This window comes from Ruegeria sp. YKSE079, from assembly GCF_059612845.1.
Map to the genome: position 1 here is coordinate 20747 of NZ_JBXWRJ010000011.1, position 16870 is coordinate 37616.

Annotated in this window: 14 protein-coding genes; 8 read left to right on the forward strand and 6 right to left on the reverse strand. The window is 57.8% G+C overall.

Features of this window, described 5'->3' with window-relative positions; all coding sequences use genetic code 11:
- Positions 1-18 precede the first annotated feature (18 nt).
- Positions 19-708 (forward strand): M48 family metallopeptidase, encoded by a 690-nt coding sequence (locus AC2FMY_RS11750; protein ID WP_480749942.1) that lies wholly within the window; start codon positions 19-21, stop codon positions 706-708.
- A gap of 15 nt (positions 709-723) precedes the next feature.
- Here the strand turns inward: AC2FMY_RS11750 and AC2FMY_RS11755 are convergent, their stop codons facing one another.
- The 5 genes from AC2FMY_RS11755 to AC2FMY_RS11775 form a co-directional block, all read right to left on the reverse strand.
- Complete coding sequence (locus AC2FMY_RS11755; protein ID WP_496747304.1) at positions 724-1272, reverse strand: RSP_2648 family PIN domain-containing protein; 549 nt, start codon at positions 1270-1272, stop codon at positions 724-726.
- Positions 1269-2486: an RSP_2647 family RNA methyltransferase gene (locus tag AC2FMY_RS11760; RefSeq protein WP_496747302.1), complete on the reverse strand. Its 1218-nt coding sequence runs from the start codon at positions 2484-2486 to the stop codon at positions 1269-1271. The genes AC2FMY_RS11755 and AC2FMY_RS11760 overlap by 4 nt, the downstream gene beginning before the upstream one ends.
- 46 nt (positions 2487-2532) lie before the next feature.
- Complete coding sequence (locus AC2FMY_RS11765) at positions 2533-2814, reverse strand: hypothetical protein (protein WP_480749939.1); 282 nt, start codon at positions 2812-2814, stop codon at positions 2533-2535.
- Entirely contained in the window at positions 2789-5593 is a 2805-nt protein-coding gene (locus AC2FMY_RS11770) for a [protein-PII] uridylyltransferase family protein (protein WP_496747299.1), read from the reverse strand. The genes AC2FMY_RS11765 and AC2FMY_RS11770 overlap by 26 nt, the downstream gene beginning before the upstream one ends.
- Before the next feature lie 64 nt (positions 5594-5657).
- Positions 5658-6041, reverse strand: coding sequence for a DUF4440 domain-containing protein (locus tag AC2FMY_RS11775; protein WP_480749937.1), 384 nt, complete (start codon positions 6039-6041; stop codon positions 5658-5660).
- A 47-nt stretch (positions 6042-6088) separates the two neighbouring features.
- On the opposite strand from AC2FMY_RS11775, the gene AC2FMY_RS11780 reads away from it, so the two are divergent.
- Positions 6089-6556, forward strand: coding sequence for a YbaK/EbsC family protein (locus tag AC2FMY_RS11780; RefSeq protein ID WP_480749936.1), 468 nt, complete (start codon positions 6089-6091; stop codon positions 6554-6556).
- A gap of 30 nt (positions 6557-6586) precedes the next feature.
- Here the strand turns inward: AC2FMY_RS11780 and AC2FMY_RS11785 are convergent, their stop codons facing one another.
- Positions 6587-7015, reverse strand: coding sequence for an Lrp/AsnC family transcriptional regulator (locus AC2FMY_RS11785; RefSeq protein WP_480749935.1), 429 nt, complete (start codon positions 7013-7015; stop codon positions 6587-6589).
- 86 nt (positions 7016-7101) lie between these two features.
- On the opposite strand from AC2FMY_RS11785, the gene rocF reads away from it, so the two are divergent.
- The 6 genes from rocF to AC2FMY_RS11815 all read left to right on the forward strand — a co-directional run bounded on the left by rocF (position 7102) and on the right by AC2FMY_RS11815 (position 16866).
- Positions 7102-8022 (forward strand): arginase, encoded by a 921-nt coding sequence (gene rocF, locus AC2FMY_RS11790; protein ID WP_480749934.1) that lies wholly within the window; start codon positions 7102-7104, stop codon positions 8020-8022.
- Complete coding sequence (gene ctlX / locus AC2FMY_RS11795) at positions 8022-8942, forward strand: citrulline utilization hydrolase CtlX (protein ID WP_480749933.1); 921 nt, start codon at positions 8022-8024, stop codon at positions 8940-8942. The genes rocF and ctlX overlap by 1 nt, the downstream gene beginning before the upstream one ends.
- Positions 8943-8948: 6 nt before the next feature.
- Positions 8949-9995, forward strand: a complete 1047-nt coding sequence (ocd, locus tag AC2FMY_RS11800) for an ornithine cyclodeaminase (protein WP_480749932.1) — start codon at positions 8949-8951, stop codon at positions 9993-9995.
- 156 nt (positions 9996-10151) lie between these two features.
- On the forward strand, positions 10152-11783 hold the full coding sequence (locus tag AC2FMY_RS11805) for a S8 family serine peptidase (protein ID WP_480749931.1): 1632 nt from the start codon (positions 10152-10154) through the stop codon (positions 11781-11783).
- Between the two features lie 9 nt (positions 11784-11792).
- Positions 11793-13628, forward strand: coding sequence for a S1 family peptidase (locus AC2FMY_RS11810; protein WP_496746229.1), 1836 nt, complete (start codon positions 11793-11795; stop codon positions 13626-13628).
- On the forward strand, positions 13618-16866 hold the full coding sequence (locus tag AC2FMY_RS11815) for an ATP-binding protein (RefSeq protein ID WP_496807428.1): 3249 nt from the start codon (positions 13618-13620) through the stop codon (positions 16864-16866). Before AC2FMY_RS11810 ends, AC2FMY_RS11815 begins: the two co-directional genes overlap by 11 nt.
- Positions 16867-16870 lie beyond the last annotated feature (4 nt).

Here is a 16870-nt window from a genome sequence, read left to right on the forward strand (position 1 = left end):
CTGCCCCATATCTAGGTCATGCTTAGAGTAACCCCGATCCTGCTGGCCTTGCTATATGCCATCGTGATGTACCGAATTTCTGTTTGGCGAACGCATCGGGAGCTTGATGCCAAATCGACCGAGCTTGCCGATCCGGTTCTGAAACGGATGACCGATCGGTTGGCCGCCGCCCTCGATCTGGCCCGGATACCTGTCTATATATATGAGATCGACCCGGTAAATGGTCTCGCGGCCCCGGACGGGCGGATATTCATAACCCGTGGATTCTACCGCAAGTTTCGCAACGGAGACGTGTCGGCAGAGGAAATGGCCTCTGTCATCGCGCATGAGTTGGGTCACGTCGCCTTGGGTCATGCTAGGCGTCGAATGATTGATTTTTCGGGTCAGAATGCCCTGCGAACCGTACTGATCATTTTCCTGAATAGATTCGTACCGCTGATTGGCGTCTGGATCGCAAATGCCTTGACCTCTTTGCTGGCCTCTCGCTTGTCGCGGGCGGATGAGTACGAGGCAGACGAGTATGCCGCCGCGTTGCTGACCAAGGCCGGGATCGGAATCGAGGCACAGAAATCCTTGTTTCGAAAGCTGGAAGACCTGACACAAAAGCGCGCGGGTGTGACGCCCGCCTGGTTGATGAGCCACCCAAAAACCGGCGAACGTATTGCCGCGCTGGAAAAACTTGAACAGCGCTGGAAGACAATAAGCTGAGCGTCGAACCCGAAGTTAATAAGGCGCCACAAGCGCCTTACCCAGTTTTGGCAGCCGGGCCTTCTTCATCAAGTTACGCAAGGTCCATTGGTTGCCGGAAAGACGGTTGGCTTCGGTCAGAACACGATCAGCAACCTGTGACAACCCGCTGGGATCATCGCGCCAGAAGCCATGCAACAGCGCGTCCGGGTCAATCCTGTCCAAACCTTCTTCGGCAAGAATGTGCTTTGGAAAATCTCGCGCGTTCAGGGTGATGATGACATCCGCAGCTCCTGAGACAGCGACGGCCAGAACATGAATATCGGCTGCATCCGGCAGCCAAAGCCGCTTTTCCACACCAGGCGCAGGCGGCAGTTCGGAATTGGGCCAGTTTGCACGGGTCAAAGCGATTTCCGCGCGCGCCTGTACCTCGCCTTCTGCGCCGAGTTTGCGCGACGCGCGAGCCCATTCCTCGAGAATTCGTGCGGACCATAGCGGCGTGAAATGACCGAGTCTGGCGGCTCCCAGAAGCATCTCGCGCATAACCGTGGGATAGATCACGCAGGTGTCAAGAACGGCCCTCACAGCCGGAAAAAAACCGCTTTGAGATAGCCGCTTTCGGCAAGTTGTGGCATCTGCGGATGATCTGGCCCCGCAAAGCCCGTATGGATGAGCTGTGCCTGCCGCCCTGCCCGTCCGATCCCACGCGCCGACGCATCTCGGAAGCGCCCCAGATCGGCTGCATGCGAACAAGAGCAGAGACCCAGATATCCACCCGGCTTGACCAGCGGCGCAGCCAGCCGCGCAACACGTTCGTAAGCGCGCAAACCGGCATCAAGCACTTGTTTCGACGGCGCAAAGGCAGGTGGGTCGCAAATCACGACGTCGAATTGCGCGCCTTCTTCACCCAATGCGGTCAGAACTTCGAATGCATCGCCCTGCCGCGTTGCGAACCTGTCTCCGAACCCTGAGGCTCCGGCACCGGCACTGGCCAGTTCCAATGCCGCAGCGGAACCGTCAACGGACAATGCCTGCGCGGCACCACCAGCCAGCATTGCATGGGCAAAACCGCCGACGTGGCTGAACACATCCAGAACCTGTGCCTCAGCGTGTACAAGCCGCGCGGCAAAGGCGTGGTTCAGACGCTGATCGTAGAACAGGCCGGTTTTCTGACCACCTGTCAGGTCGGCCATATAGATGGCCCCGTTCATGGGAACGGGCAACGTTTTGTCCGGCGTATCTCCACGCAGGGTCACACTGACGTCATCTAATCCTTCAAGCGCCCGCGTCCGCCCCGATGCGTTCTTGAGCACAGTCGTGACCCCGGTCACCTTCACCAGAGCGTCGACAAAAAGATCCAGATGACATTCCGCCCAAGCGGCGTTGGGCTGGATCACGCAAACTTCGCCAAAACGATCGATGATCACGCCGGGAAAACCGTCTGCTTCGGCATGGACCAGACGATAATATGGCGCATCGAACAAGCGTTCGCGCAAGGCCAGCGCGTAACTCAGCCGCGCCTCGAACCACGCCGGATCCAGCACCGCGTCGATGTTGCGGTCCAGCACCCGGCACATGATCTTGGAGTTTGGGTTGACCGCAACCAGCGCGATCGGATCCCGCTTGTCATCTTCCAGTACCGCGAGCGATCCCGCCGCAATCTTTCGAGTTCGCCGGTCTGTCACGATGTCGTTGACATAGACCCAAGGAAACCCGTGCCGAACTCCTCGGGCGTTGGCGTTGGCCTTGGGCTTGAGACGGATTCGTGGTCGAATGATGTTTGTCTGCGGCGCTGTCATGTGCGCCCTCATAATTCGCTTGCACGCGCTGGGGAAGCCCCCTTTGTCAGCCATGTCCGCGCGGACGCGACTTCCAACCGCCGCGGCGCTTTGGAGCTTTTGCTGCGCTCAAACCGTCGCTGAGGACCTCGGTCATCGGGTGTTCCGGCGCCTGGGGAGAATACACCGCATGAAGTTCGCGCAAAACCTGAAGCTGATCAAATTCAGCTGGCAGACTGAGTGCCCAATCCAGAAATATGCTACGACATTCGGGTAACGTGATTCCTTCAATGCGATAGGCCTCGCGAATTAGCCCCTTCGGGTCATTCGGATCGTTGCTGCTGGGCATCCATATTCTCTCCGATTGCGGTCTCGATCAGCAACGCCGCCGACCCATAACTTTGCTCCAGCGCAGCCTCAAGGTCTTCGATCCGCTCGAACCCGGTGGACCGGCACAGGAAGGCCGCTCCGCCCTCGCCGATCTTGTCGGTATCGATCGCATTTCCAGAAAGCAGGCGTGTCGCGGTCTGCACAGACCAACATAAGTCATAGTTGCTTTTCAGAGACTGGGCATCTGCGACACCAAGCAGACCGGCAGCGACCGCACCGTCAAGGCCGGCCTGAACATCCCTCTCCGTTCTCCCTGCCAGTAGTGCTCCGGTTTCAGCTACCAACTCGATGTCAAGCAAACGACCTGCCCCTGTCTTGGCGTCCCAGATCCCGGTAGGCGATTTCGCTTCGGCAAGACGCGTTCTCATCTCGGCAACCTCGTGCAGGGCTTTTTGCCGGTCCTTCGGCTGACATATCAGACTGGACCGGAAATCTTCGATATCCCGACACAGACTGTATTCCCCTGTAACGACTCGCGCGCGGGTCAGCGCCAGATGCTCCCATACCCACGCATCTTTCTGCTGGTAGTTCTTGAAACTTGTTAGACTTGTCGCCACCGGCCCTTGATTTCCCGATGGGCGCAAGCGCATGTCGACCTCGTACAACCGGCCCTGCGACATCGGCGCCGACAGGGCGGTGATGAGCGCCTGTGTAAGCCGAGCATAGTATGTTCGAGTTGCCAGTGGACGTCGTCCATCTGAAAAATCCTGATCCTGCGGATCATATATGACGATCATGTCGAGATCGGATTGCGAATGGATACGCCTTGCCCCAAGCGACCCCATGCCCAACACCGCAAGGCCGCGCCCTGGTGCGGGACCGTGTTTGGCCTCGAATTGAGTCATGACGAATGGCAGTATTGCAGAGATCACCGCATCCGCCAGATCGGCATACTGGCGCCCTGCCGTCGCGCCATCGATCAGACCGCGAAGATGGTGGACACCGATTCTGAAATGCCATTCCTTGCACCAGCGGCGCGCCATGTCGAGCTGGGTTTCATAGTCATCTTCCGCCGTCAGCGCCGCGACCAGCTCAGATTGCAAGGCAGTCTTGCCCGGCCAGTCTGCAAAAAAATCTCCACCGATCACCGCATCAAAAACGGAAGAGTTGCGAGACAAATGCCCCGCCAAGGCATGCGATGTGCCAACGATATCGACCAAAAGGTCGATGAGTTGCGGATTGGCGTCAAACAGGGAAAAGAGCTGCACCCCAGCCGGTAGACCCGACAGAAATCCGTCTAACGCCACAAGCGCCTCGTCAGGCCGAGCCGTCTTTGACAGGCGGTTCAGAATCTCAGGTTTCAGTTTTTCGAAGATTCGAGCGCCCCGCTGCGACCGGAGTGCCGGATAGGTTGGCCAGCGCGCCAGAACATTTGAATCGAACTGAAAAGTATCCACAGGCGCAGGCACAGCACCGGACCCAGGGGCGAAAAACCCTTCGGTCAACTCGTGCACTTCGGTCAGCCCTTGCGTCAAATGCTTGACCAGATCGCTGCGATTTATCCCCATCAGACAGGCGATCCGTTCTATCCCGTCTTCGGATTGGGGGACCTTATGTGTCTGCGCGTCGTGAACCATCTGAATTCGATGCTCCACTTCGCGATGAGCCCGGTAATGACCCGTCAGTTTGTAGGCCACGTCCTGTGGTATCCATTCTTTGACCGCCAACGCTGCCAACCCGTCAACCGTTCCGCGCACCCTGAGGTCGCGGTCGCGTCCGCCGGCAATCAATTGCCGTGTCTGAGTGAAGAACTCTATTTCGCGTATGCCACCCCGCCCGAGTTTCATGTCGTGGCCGGGAATAGAGAACGCACCGCCTGTTCCCTTGTTTTCGCGAATTCTCAAACGCATGTCGTGGGCATCCTGAATGGCCGCAAAATCCAGATGCCGCCTCCAGACAAAGGGACGCAAAGCTTCCAGAAACCGTTCTCCGGCGGCAACGTCGCCTGCGCATGGGCGCGCCTTGATATATGCGGCGCGCTCCCAGGTTCGGCCAAGGCTTTCATAATACCGTTCTGCCGCCTCCATCGCGATGCACACCGGTGTGACCGCGGGATCTGGCCGCAACCTCAAGTCGGTTCTGAAGACATAGCCATCAGCGGTTTTCTCGCTCAAAACCGCGCAAAAATTCCGTGTCGCCCTCACCATACTCTGCCGGGCATCGAAAAAATCATCAGGTTCAAACCGGGTTTCGTCAAAAAGCACGATCAGGTCGATGTCAGAGCTGTAATTCAATTCATACGCGCCCATCTTTCCCATCGCCAGAATGGTCATACCCGCCGCAGATTCAATATCATCTTCGGTCATGCCGGGCAGTTTCTTGCGCCGAATCAATGCCGCAATCTCGGCCTTGGCGGCCACATCGGCAGCTAGTGCACCAAAATTGGTCAATGCCGCGGTGACTTTTTCGAGCGACCATGCACCCGACAGATCGGCCAGAGCTGTCAGAAGAGCCAGCCTGCGCTTGGCCTGCCGCAATCCGCCCTTCAACTGATCAGGAGGCAAGGTACGAACACCCTGAAAAATCTTTGCTAAAGCCGCGTCGGGGGTTGCCAACGCCGGCGCAATCCATTCGACCTCGCGATCGATAAGGCCCTTGAGATATGGGCTTGTCCCGGCAGCGCCTGCGATCAATTCTCCCTGTTCGGGTGTAAGCTCGGGTATGGAAGCGCAGGCTTCGGCCCCGAGTGAAGGGTCGAACGGACGTGGCAAGCGGGTAATGGCAAGTGTATCGGTCATAGGCGCAGGTTGTGCACCCGGTCGCGATCAGGTCAATGGGACAAACGATCCAGATTTAGGTCAATCAAACGACAGGCGTGTCTTGGCTAAAAGTGTTGATCCATTTCCCGGCTCGCCGTTCCCACAAGGAAGAGATCAGCATGACCTCCGCCGTAGCATTTCCGGGTCTCCGATAGTCAGCACGATAAGACAACAAAACTGCATCACCGGTCAGTATTCGCAAGCGAACAGCGCTCAGGTGAAATTCAGCCATTGTTGGTGCTTCAGCGAACTGCCCGACGTGTTCGTCCCTTGTTGCGAACCCAGTCGGGTAGACCCCGGTGAAGTCGTCACTGAGCAGCGCCCGATCTGATGTGGCATCGCCCTCGACCAATGCTTGCCAAACCTTCTTTTCCAGCGACAGGATATGGTCCACAATCGGGCCCGAGCGTATTTCGCGACTTTCCATTGACGCAGAATGCGCAGTGAACGTTCCACGGTCAACCGGGGCAAACCATGAGCAAAAGCCTAAAACGTGTCCGAGTAGCCTTGGAACAGGCTGGCTTGCCAGTCGAAATCCGCGAGACCGACAACGCCCGCACTGCGCAAGACGCTGCAAACGCAGTGGGCTGTGCGTTGGATCAAATTGTCAAATCGATCGTGTTCCAAGGCGAACGCTCCGGAGACACCCTTCTGTTTCTGACGGCCGGAGGAAACTCGGTCAGCCCGGAAAATGCTGCGAATGCTGCCGGTGAGGCACTTGAAAAGGCCGACGCCGCTTTGGTTCGCGCTCAAACCGGGTTTGCAATTGGCGGCGTGGCCCCCGTCGGACACCTGTCCCCGATCCGGGCGTTTTTCGATCCTCGCTTGACAGGTTTCGACGTGGTCTGGGCTGCTGCCGGAACACCGCGTCATGTCTTTCCGATTTCACCTCAAGACCTGCTTCGGATAAGCAAAGCTGAACGGGCATATTTTACTGCATAATATTGCAATCAGTTTCGCTTTTTAACCCGTTCAGACTCGTCCTTTCCGGGTTGAGAGCAACAAGTTCGTCTCTGACCGCGTCACACCATCCATACGCCGGATAAAGAAGATGACCTCATCCAGTTCCTCAAGTGTTTGAGTGCCAATCTCGGCGATCAGATCCCAGGTGCCATTTGTCGAATGCACGGTCCGCACTTGCCGCATTGCAGATATTCGAGACATGATACGTTCGGTTCCGCGCCCCTCGATCCCCAGCATCATCAACCCGCGTACCGGGCTTTGTGCTACGTCCCGACGGGTGAGAACAGTGAACCCCACGATTTCTCCGGTTTGCTTAAGCTTTTGCATCCGGCTTCGAATCGTTGTGCGTGTCACACCCAGCTGTTCAGCCAGTTCCGATAGCGAAGCGCGGGCATCCCGATGCAGCGCGTTCAGAAGCCGGCTATCCAGATCGTCCATTTTGATATTCCGTTATGAGTGGATTGGTTCCATTTTGAGCATTTTGCTCTCTTCCGGCAAGACCGCTTCGGGAACAATATCAGGGCATGAAAAACAACGATCTACTTCTCATTGGCGTCCCCATGGACGCGGGTAAACGACGTCAGGGTTGCCGGATGGGACCCGATGCCTATCGCGTTGCCGGTATGATGCAGGCACTTTCAGATTTGGGTCACCGAGTTATCGACCAGGGCGATATCCGACCTGATCCCGTGGATATGCCCGAGCATGAGCACCTGTTCGCTCTGCCGGAATGCGTGGGCTGGGCTCGATCCCTGTCACGCACTGCACAAGATGCCGCAGGCCGAGGTATTCCGGTCTTCATGGGCGGGGACCATGCTTTGTCAATGGGAACCGTCGCGGGAATGGCCGCGCATGCAAAGGCTACGGAACGCCCGCTTTTTGTATTATGGCTTGACGCCCACAGCGACTTTCACACTCCGGACAGCACTGGAAGCGGCAACCTGCACGGCACTCCCGTCGCGTATTTCACCGGTCAACCGGGGTTCGAAGCCTTCCCTGCCCTCGCGGCGCCCGTTCCAACGGACCGGGTCGGGATGATTGGGTTGCGTTCGGTCGATCCGCACGAACGTGCGGCGCTGGAGAGAGACGATGCATTTCTTGTTGACATGCGCAGCATCGACGAGAATGGCATCAAGGTGCCGTTGATGGCGTTCCTGGACCGCGTGCGCGACGCCAACGGCATCCTGCACGTGTCGCTGGATGTGGATTTCCTGGAACCCGCCATCGCGCCCGCCGTGGGCACCACAGTTCCCGGCGGTGCCACCGAGCGAGAGGCCCATTTGGTTATGGAACTGCTGCACGAAAGCGGGCTGGTCTGTTCGCTTGATCTGGTGGAGTTGAACCCGTTCCTCGATGAGCGTGGACGCACTGCGAAACTGATGGTCGATCTGGCCGCCTCGCTGATGGGGCGCCGCATCTTCGACCGCCCGACACGGAGCTTCTGATGCTGTCCTTGCAAGCCCCTTCCGCCGTGGTGATGATCCGGCCGCATGCCTTTGCCTCGAACCCCGAGACGCGCGACGACAACGCGTTCCAGACGCTAGCCAACCGCTCTGCCGCCGCCACCTCGGCCGCCGCGCGGGATGAGCATGACCGCGCCGTGGAACAACTGCGCGAGGCCGGTGTGACCGTGCATGTCTTTGACGATCACGGCGATCGCGACACGCCCGACAGCGTATTTCCCAACAACTGGTTCTCGACCCATCCGGGTGGGCATGTGGCAATCTATCCGATGTTCGTGCCGTCGCGGCGGCGCGAGCGGCGCGCGGACGTGGTCGAGATGCTGAAACAGGACTACCGGGTTCAGGACGTGATCGACTATTCCGGGCTGGAACAGGACGATCTGGCGCTGGAGGGCACCGGGGCCATGGTACTGGATCACGTGGGCCGCATTGCCTATACGGTCAAATCCCACCGCGCCGATCCGGTGCTGCTGGAGCGGTTCTGCACCCATTTCAACTATGAACCCATCGCGTTCGAGGCGCGCGACGCGCAGGGCCGCGACGTCTATCACACCAATGTCCTGATGGGGATCGGCACCAACTATGCGATGATCTGTCTGGACATGATCACCGATCCCAAGCGGCGCGCGACGATCTGCACCCGGCTGGAAGAGACCGGGCGCAAAGTCATCGACCTGACACATGATCAGATCACGGAGTTTGCCGGAAACGCAATCGAGCTGATCGGGCGCGACGGGCTGGTTCTGGCGATTTCATCGCGCGCGCTTGCCGCGCTGACGCCGGATCAGATCGCCATCATCGAGGCCAGCGCCACGCCGCTGCCCCTCTCGGTTCCCACCATCGAAACCGCCGGCGGATCGGTCCGCTGCATGATCGCCGGCATCCACCTTGCCCGCCGATAGGAGTGCGTGATGCAACCTTCTGACAAAGCCCTCGTACCCTTTGTATCCGTAGACAACATGATGCGGCTGATCCATCACATCGGCGTCGAACAGATGATCTCTGAAATTGCCGATCAGATCGAATCTGATTTCAAACGGTGGGAAAGTTTCGACAAAACTCCGCGAATCCCGGCCCATTCACCACATGGGGTGATCGAGCTGATGCCCACCTCGGATGGCGAGGCTTATGGGTTCAAATATGTCAACGGCCACCCCAAAAACACGTCCGAGGGGTTGCAGACGGTAACCGCCTTTGGCCTGCTGGCTGACGTTTATACTGGCTATCCAATCCTTCTGACCGAAATGACCATGCTGACCGCGCTAAGAACGGCGGCCACCTCGGCCCTTGTGGGCAAGTATTTGGCACCCGAAGGCGCTACAACAATGGCCATGATCGGCAACGGAGCGCAGTCCGAGTTCCAGTGCCTTGCCTTCAAGGCCTTGTGCGGTATCGACACGGTTCGTCTTTATGACACCGACGCGAACGCAACCGCCAAATGTGCAGCCAATCTGGCTGGCAAAGGGCTGACTGTGGTGAGTTGCAAGACAGCAGAAGAGGCCATAGAGGGCGCGCAAGTTATCACGACCTGCACCGCCGACAAGAAATACGCCACGATCCTGACCGACAACATGGTCGGCCCCGGTGTGCACATCAATGCCATCGGTGGCGACTGCCCCGGCAAGACGGAACTGCACCGCGATATCCTTCTGCGCTCGAAGATTTTCGTGGAGTACCCCGAACAAACCAGGATCGAAGGGGAAATACAGGCCCTTGAACCCGACCACCCAGTTACCGAGATGTGGCAGGTGATGACAGGCCAGGCACAAGGGCGTCATGATGACCGGCAGATCACCCTGTTCGACAGCGTGGGATTTGCTATCGAGGATTTCTCGGCCCTTCGTTATATCAAAGGTGCTATTGGTGGCACGAATTTCTATGAACCACTGGACATGCTGGCCGACCCTGACGATCCACGTGATCTGTTCGGGATGCTGATGCGGGCAAAAAGCTAAAGGTCGAACAATCTCGTTTTTTGCGCCGGGCAAGATTCCTTGCCCGGCCTTCTGTTTTAACGTCTTCCAAGCATTCATCCGCGCAGGGTGAATTGAAGGGAAATCTGTGTTATCGTAACCCGTACTGATTGTTTCATTTCGATACCGGATATTACCATGCAGGAACTTCTGGAAACGCTTCGCGCGCAGGCATCGGACGTCGGCGCACCTCTTGTTGTTGAATTGGTCTTTATGGAAGAATCCAATTCGAAAGACGTGGAAAAACTAATTGAGCAATCGGTGCCAGGATCCAACTCAATCGTGGAAACCGCGTTTGGTAGTGACAGGGATCAGTTCTTTTTTGCCGAGTTTCCAAACACCGATGTAACAGGACGGGAAACAACTGCCTTTGCATTTACTCGCCACTTGCGAAGTGCCTTGGATGCGGTCGAAGCAAATCCGGTTCTGCCCGAAAGCCTATATGGCGCTGTCTCGGTAGGTGCGGTTACCACGGAGGCCGGGTTGTTCTCGTGCTCAACACCGCGCAGCAGCGCGCAAACGTTCGGTTGGGTGCATAAACTGGTCCGTACGCCGCTGGCCTGGCAACACAGCCGTGGGGCGGGTTCGACGGTTGCAGTGATCGATACCGGGTATTCCACGCACGGAGAGCTTGAAGGCGTGTTGGATCTGACCCACCAGATTAATTTTGTTGAAGGCGGCACCGATGCGTCTGATCGTTTCAGCGACAGTCTGCTGCAACATCCCGGACATGGCACTTTGGTCATGTCGGTTGTCGCATCGCGCGGGGGCGCAGACATGAACGGCAAAACCAGCGGCCCGGGCGCAATCACAGGCTCAGCCCCGGACGCGATGGTGATGCCTATCCGAGCAATCAGGTCTGTCATCAATTTCGAACAGCGAACCCTGCCCAGAGCGATTGCACACGCCATCAACAATGGTGCAGATGTCATCGTCATGGCGCAAGGGGGGCCGATGCGTGTCGCTTCTACCGAACGGGCTCTGCGGTTGGCGGTGGAGCGCGGGCTGGTGGTGATCTGCGCTGCAGGGAATTGCTGGCCCGACGTGATCTTTCCGGCAGCCTATTCGGATTTCGGGCTGGCCACGGCGATGGCCGCTGTGGGTCCGGATCTGAGGCCTTGGGCGCGGACCGGTCGCGGACCGCAAGTAACGCTGTCCGCCCCGGGCGAGCATGTGTGGGGAGCAGCCAAGAACAAGGCGATCGATCACGACTGGGGCATCAAAGCGGCGCAAGGCACGACACTCGCCACCTCTTTGGCCGGAGGTGTCGCAGCGCTTTGGGTCGCGCGGCACGGTGGCCGAGCCACGCTGCGAGCAAAAGCGGCAGCGGCTGGAACCACTGTTCAGTCGATGTGGGTGGCTTGCGTCACGAATGACCTCAGCAAGCCATCTGTCTGGAACGGAGCCACGGATCTTGGCGCGGGTGTTATTGATGCAAAAACGGCTTTGGATGCTTCTTTGCCGCAGTCGGCTACTGGCCACGAGGCTGTTGCGGAAGCTGAACTGGGCAAAGCTGGTGTGGAATCCAGCGCGAATGTGCTTTTGACACAGCTCGTCAACTCGGACCCAACGGCTGCGGCCGAGTTTACAACTGAGCTCGCAGACTATGCCTCGGAAATGCTGTGGCTGCGCTATCGCGCCGGAGCCCGCAAACGCGCGGAAGTGATGCTGGGCGAGGAGAGCACTGCTGGAGGCGACGACATCGGCAAAGAATTGAAGGATGCACTATCCGGCAAGCCTGCACTTACGGCTGCCATCGGTGCGGGCTGAGTTATATCCATGGCTGGAACGGAAACACTGACGGCCGTCCAACTGCAACCCTTGATGCAGGAACACCCGAACATGGTGAACCAAACCGTGGAGGAAGTGTTCCAGTCGGCAGGTCACATTGGGGATATCGACACGTTTCGGATGGTGGCCCAATCGATGCCTGGAACGGCAGTGGCCGGTTTGATCGTCGGACGTCTGGTAGACAAGAAGCTGATGAGCCGGTTCATTGCCGCCCTACGCAGTCGAGGGCTGGAGCCACTTCCACTGGCCGACGATCCGGCGGATCAAGTGGAGCACGTCCCGATCAACGGGGCCAGCCTGGCCCCTGCTGACGCTGATGATCTGGACATCGACCGCATCGGCGAATTCGCCAGCGGCGCCAAGGCGTTTCGGTGCCGGGTTCTGAAACACGATCAGGTTCTCGGAAGTGGCGCACTCATTTCGCCGAGACTGATCCTCACTTCGGCCCATGTTGTGGGTGCCTTCGTGCCGGATGCAGCAAGCGAGTTCGATTTGGACACGATCTCGGACGTCAGCGTACTGCTGTCCGATGGCAGTGAACACAAAGCCCGACCGGTCTGGGTTGCGCCCTGCCTCGACAGTGAGAAGAACGGTGTGCTTCCGGGTGATGGAGATGCCACTACGATGTGCGATGCGGTTCTGCTGCGCATACGTTCGCCGCTTGGTCGTACTCTCGGACACATGTCATTGCCGAACGCGTTGCCAAATTGGGTGGGTACGGAAAGTTTTGTTCTGATTCATTTCCCGGAGGGCGCCGAAAAAGGGATTGCAGTGGGAAAACTCCGGCGAGATAGGCTGGACGAACCGCGCCACCTTCACAGTATCAAAACGCATGGCGGGTCTTCCGGTGGAGCCGGATTTGACCGCCAGTTCAATTTTGTCGGCCTGCATCAGGGGCGATGGAACAATGTCCGCCGACTGGTGCCCTTTCAGCATTTTGCCGCCAATGACGATTTCTGCGCGCAGATCAAGCTGGATTGCCCGCCACGCAGACTTTGGTCACTCAGCGATGATCTGGATGGTCACTTTGTGATCGGGCGAAACAATTTCTTTGACGCACTGACCGCGATTCTGGACAGGCAAGACAAGAACCTTCGTGGCGTTTGGATCAAACGCACAAAGATCGCCGAGAGGCAGGGGTTGAATTTCAGCCATACTCTGCTTGATCGTTTTCTGGAGATCCATGGTGCCCGACATCGCATCGTCAGGATGCAGCCTGGATATGAACAAGGTGATCTGACCGCCAGCCTCAACCGCCGAGCATTGGGCGGAAGCGCATCAATAGCAGCCCAGCCCGGCGTCGCAGCAGACGAAACAACCGGCACCGCGCATGAAGACGACAGAATCCGCACTGTCGTCTCCGAGCTGAGCAGGATCGCCACGGAAAGGAACGAGACCGTTTGGCTTTACTTTGACAATCCCGACAGCGGGTTGATCGACCGCACCCGATATCAACTGGAACACTTGATTGAAGAAGTTCTGGATACTCCGAACTTGCGGCTGATCCTGGCCGGTTTCGAAACCTATGATTTGCGTGCCCGCACCATAACTAATCTGGACAATGTGGAAGTCGATCCGCGACCGAAGCTATTTGTCGACTATATCCGCCCGTTCCTGCGAAAAGACGTCAAAGACTGCGTTGGTCTGATGGTCAGGGCATTGGCGTTGAAATGGACACCTGATGTGTGCGGGCACATCGTTGACCTTGCCTTGCAGGGAATTCCGGCGGAAATGAACCGCTTTGCTATCGCCAATCTTCCGCTCGTCGCCGAACGGTTGCGCACAGAGGCGAGAAAAGACATTGGAGTTCATGATGCAGGCTGATCCGCGAAGTCGTGACGTACTGGAAAAGCTGCGATGGGTCGCGGCGGTGTCAGGTGCATTCAACCCGGTTTCAACCTTGTTGAAGATCGGCGGCAACGAACTGGTGGCCGATACGAACCGAATGCTGGATATCGTTAGCCTCTTACGCCCGGATTGCACGGTGGAGCGGGACGAGTCTCAGGATCTCTGGACCATGCGCAACAGCGTTCGCCGCGAAGTACTGTCCAAACCCTCACCTTTTGCGCCCAGTAGCGAATATGCCAAATCCCCAACCGATGTGGAGCTAGCCCTGACAGGCGCGGCCCAATACTCGCCCGAGGCGATCTCTGATCTGATCGTCAAAGCCGACAACCCGCAACCGTTGCTGGACCTGATTAAAGTGTTGGATCGGAGCGGACCGCAAGCGCCGGGTTATTCACAGGTGGCTGCCTTGCGAGGGACAGTCAACAAGTTGCTTCAGGTACAAGCCAATGAGCAGGCCCTATCAGGTGGTTTTTTCGGCCGCGAAGATGAATTGGGCAAGATTGATCGCTGGATGGCCTCGCCCGACCGCTGGGCAACAAGAGAAGACCACCCAAGTCGAAAGACCGCAGTGAAACTACGCACGTTGCATATTTCAGGCCTGCCCGGAATTGGGAAATCCTATCTTTTGGAGCGTGTCATACAGATGGCTCGCCAACGTGACATGGTCATTCTGCGACTGGATTTCGACCGGTCTTCGCTGAATGTGCAGGACGATCACGCCCTTTTCGACGAGATATCCCGTCAAATCGGAAACGGCCTGCCATATACTGCTAAGCAACTGCGCGAGGCGCGGTTCGAACGGGCCGAAACGCTGGCAGACACCGAGAACCTTTCTCGACGCGGACGGTCTCGGGAGATCATGCAGGCCATCCGAAGCGCCCTGTCCAGCTTTGACGGTACGATCCTTATCCTGCTCGATACATTGGAGGTCTTGCGCCAGCGAGCTGATTCCCGTGTCGTCCGCCTGTTTGAACATCTCGATCGACTGGCCGAATTCGCTGCGTGCCCGATTTGTGTGATCTCAGCCGGGCGCAAGGAATCCATCGTCCCCGCGCAATCCCGGGTCGACAGAGACAGCATCGATTTGACGGGGCTCGAAGATCCGGTGGCTGACAGCATGCTGGAACAACGTGGCGTCGACGCGGCCCAACGGGCTCCGATCCTGGAACTTGCGCAAGGAATTCCCCTGCGCCTGGTCCTCGCCAGCAAGTCTCTGAAAATGGGAGCACGACCTGACCTGCACGTGCCGGCGAATGCCAGCGGCGCGCAGATCGAAGGCTATCTTTATCGCGCCATTCTCAGTCGGGTGCCGCGTACTTTGCGTGAAGTGGCACTCAAGGGTTTGGTCTTGCAGCGGATAAATGTGGGCGCCTTGCGCGAAGTAGTCGCCCCTGCACTTGGATTTGAGCTAAGCAAGAAAGAAGCCGAAGACATTCTAAAAGAGCTGGGCCGCCACCATTGGCTGGTACGGAGAGAGGGGTCATGGATTCTGCATCGTAGCGATCTCCGGGCGGCCACTCTGAAACTGATTTATGAAGAATTCCCGGACACCTCCCGCGAGATCGATCAAAAAGCCGCGGAATGGTTCAAGGGGATAAATCCGGTTGCTGCGCTCTATCACCGGCTTCAGATGTGCCGAGAACCGAAAGTGGACATACCGCAGATTGGCCGCGCTTTGGCTGAAGAGTTCGACGACCATATGCTTGCCGAGTTGCCCGCGCGTGCAAGTGACGCAATCCGTCAGGCAAAACAGGAACGATCGGATTTCGGACGACAGGACCAGGTTCTGCCCGAAGCGGACGACCATCTGGAACCGGAAGATTTCGCCCTGAATCTCGAACAAGAGCTCGGAAGAGATTTCTGGAGCGGCGTCGCTTCCTCGCCTCTGGATGCCAGACACGTGCAGCCGCAACTTGCGTTCGATCCTCAACAAATGCGGTCGACATATGTGAAACCCATTGATGCCGACCTGACTTATCCAGTGGACGATCGCGCGATCAAGGATGTCGAAATCATGCTGGAGAAAGGCGAATTGCGTGAAATACCCGGTATCATGCAAAGCGCTTTTCCCGAACGTTATGAACTGGCCAGCGACGCTGGGTTGATCACGATGGCCTATGCATGGCGCAGCGGACAGTGGACGCTGGCGAGCCAGATCCTTGGCGCTTTGCCGATGCCGTTTTTTCACGACGCGCTAAAAAGAGTCAGCCCGCCCATGACACGCCTTCTATTGGAAGTATGGGCTGAGTTCAGATTTGAGAAATGCTTGGATTGGTTACAGTCGGAGGACCGGTACGAGGTGCTGGGCAAGTGCGCGAACATGCGGCAGGCTTCGATGCTGACAGGGTGCGCGCTGGATTTCATGCTGTTGTCTGTACGGGAAACCGCCGCCTTCCCATGGATTATCGACGAAACACGCGCCTTGATATTTCCGTTCGTTGCCGGCGGCAACGAAGAACTGGCCTGGCGCACACTTGATCGTGCCGACCGACTGCGCGCCAATCTGGGCGTGCAGCAAAATCTGGCCTCCAGTAATGGTATAGAACCTGAAACCCAAGGGCGCAGAGTTGCGCCGCTCAATCCCTATGCCACGCCACTGGTCGAATTTGTCCGGCTCGACCAAATGTTTGACCGTGGTGGTGCGCGCCTTCAGAACGAGCTTGCGCACCTGAGAGAGTTGTTCGGAGAGATCGGGGACTTAGTCGCGCCGGAACTGCAAGGGCTGAACAACATCGCTTCCGGGCTATCCTCCTACGCCTCGGACACGGCAGAGGCACTGGCAAATGCGGGGCTGGCAGCGGAAACACTCGGTGGTTACGCCTTCTTCCGTCCTGACCGTGATCTGCCTGCGCTCGCCGACGCGGCGGAACGGTGGCGGCGAACCGTGAATGGCCTTTGGTCCTATGCCTCGCTCCCACCCGAAGATTGGGTTTCGGACATCCCTGCCGATCACCAAGCCGTGGCTTTGACAGAGCATTTGGGGACACCGGATCGTGCCGAAGCGCTGTTGTGGCTGCTTGCCCCACGCGACCGGTACGGTGCGCAAGCTCGGCGCAGATTGCGACGGCCCTACCTTAACGCGTTTGCCAAACGGAGCCACGGACGGACAGAGGTTCTAAAACTTCTGCAAAAAGATGAACTGCCCCTCGTTCAGGCTGCAACACTAGCGGTGCTCGTCCTGCACGGGGTACCTCCAGAAACCATTTTCCGTTGACTTC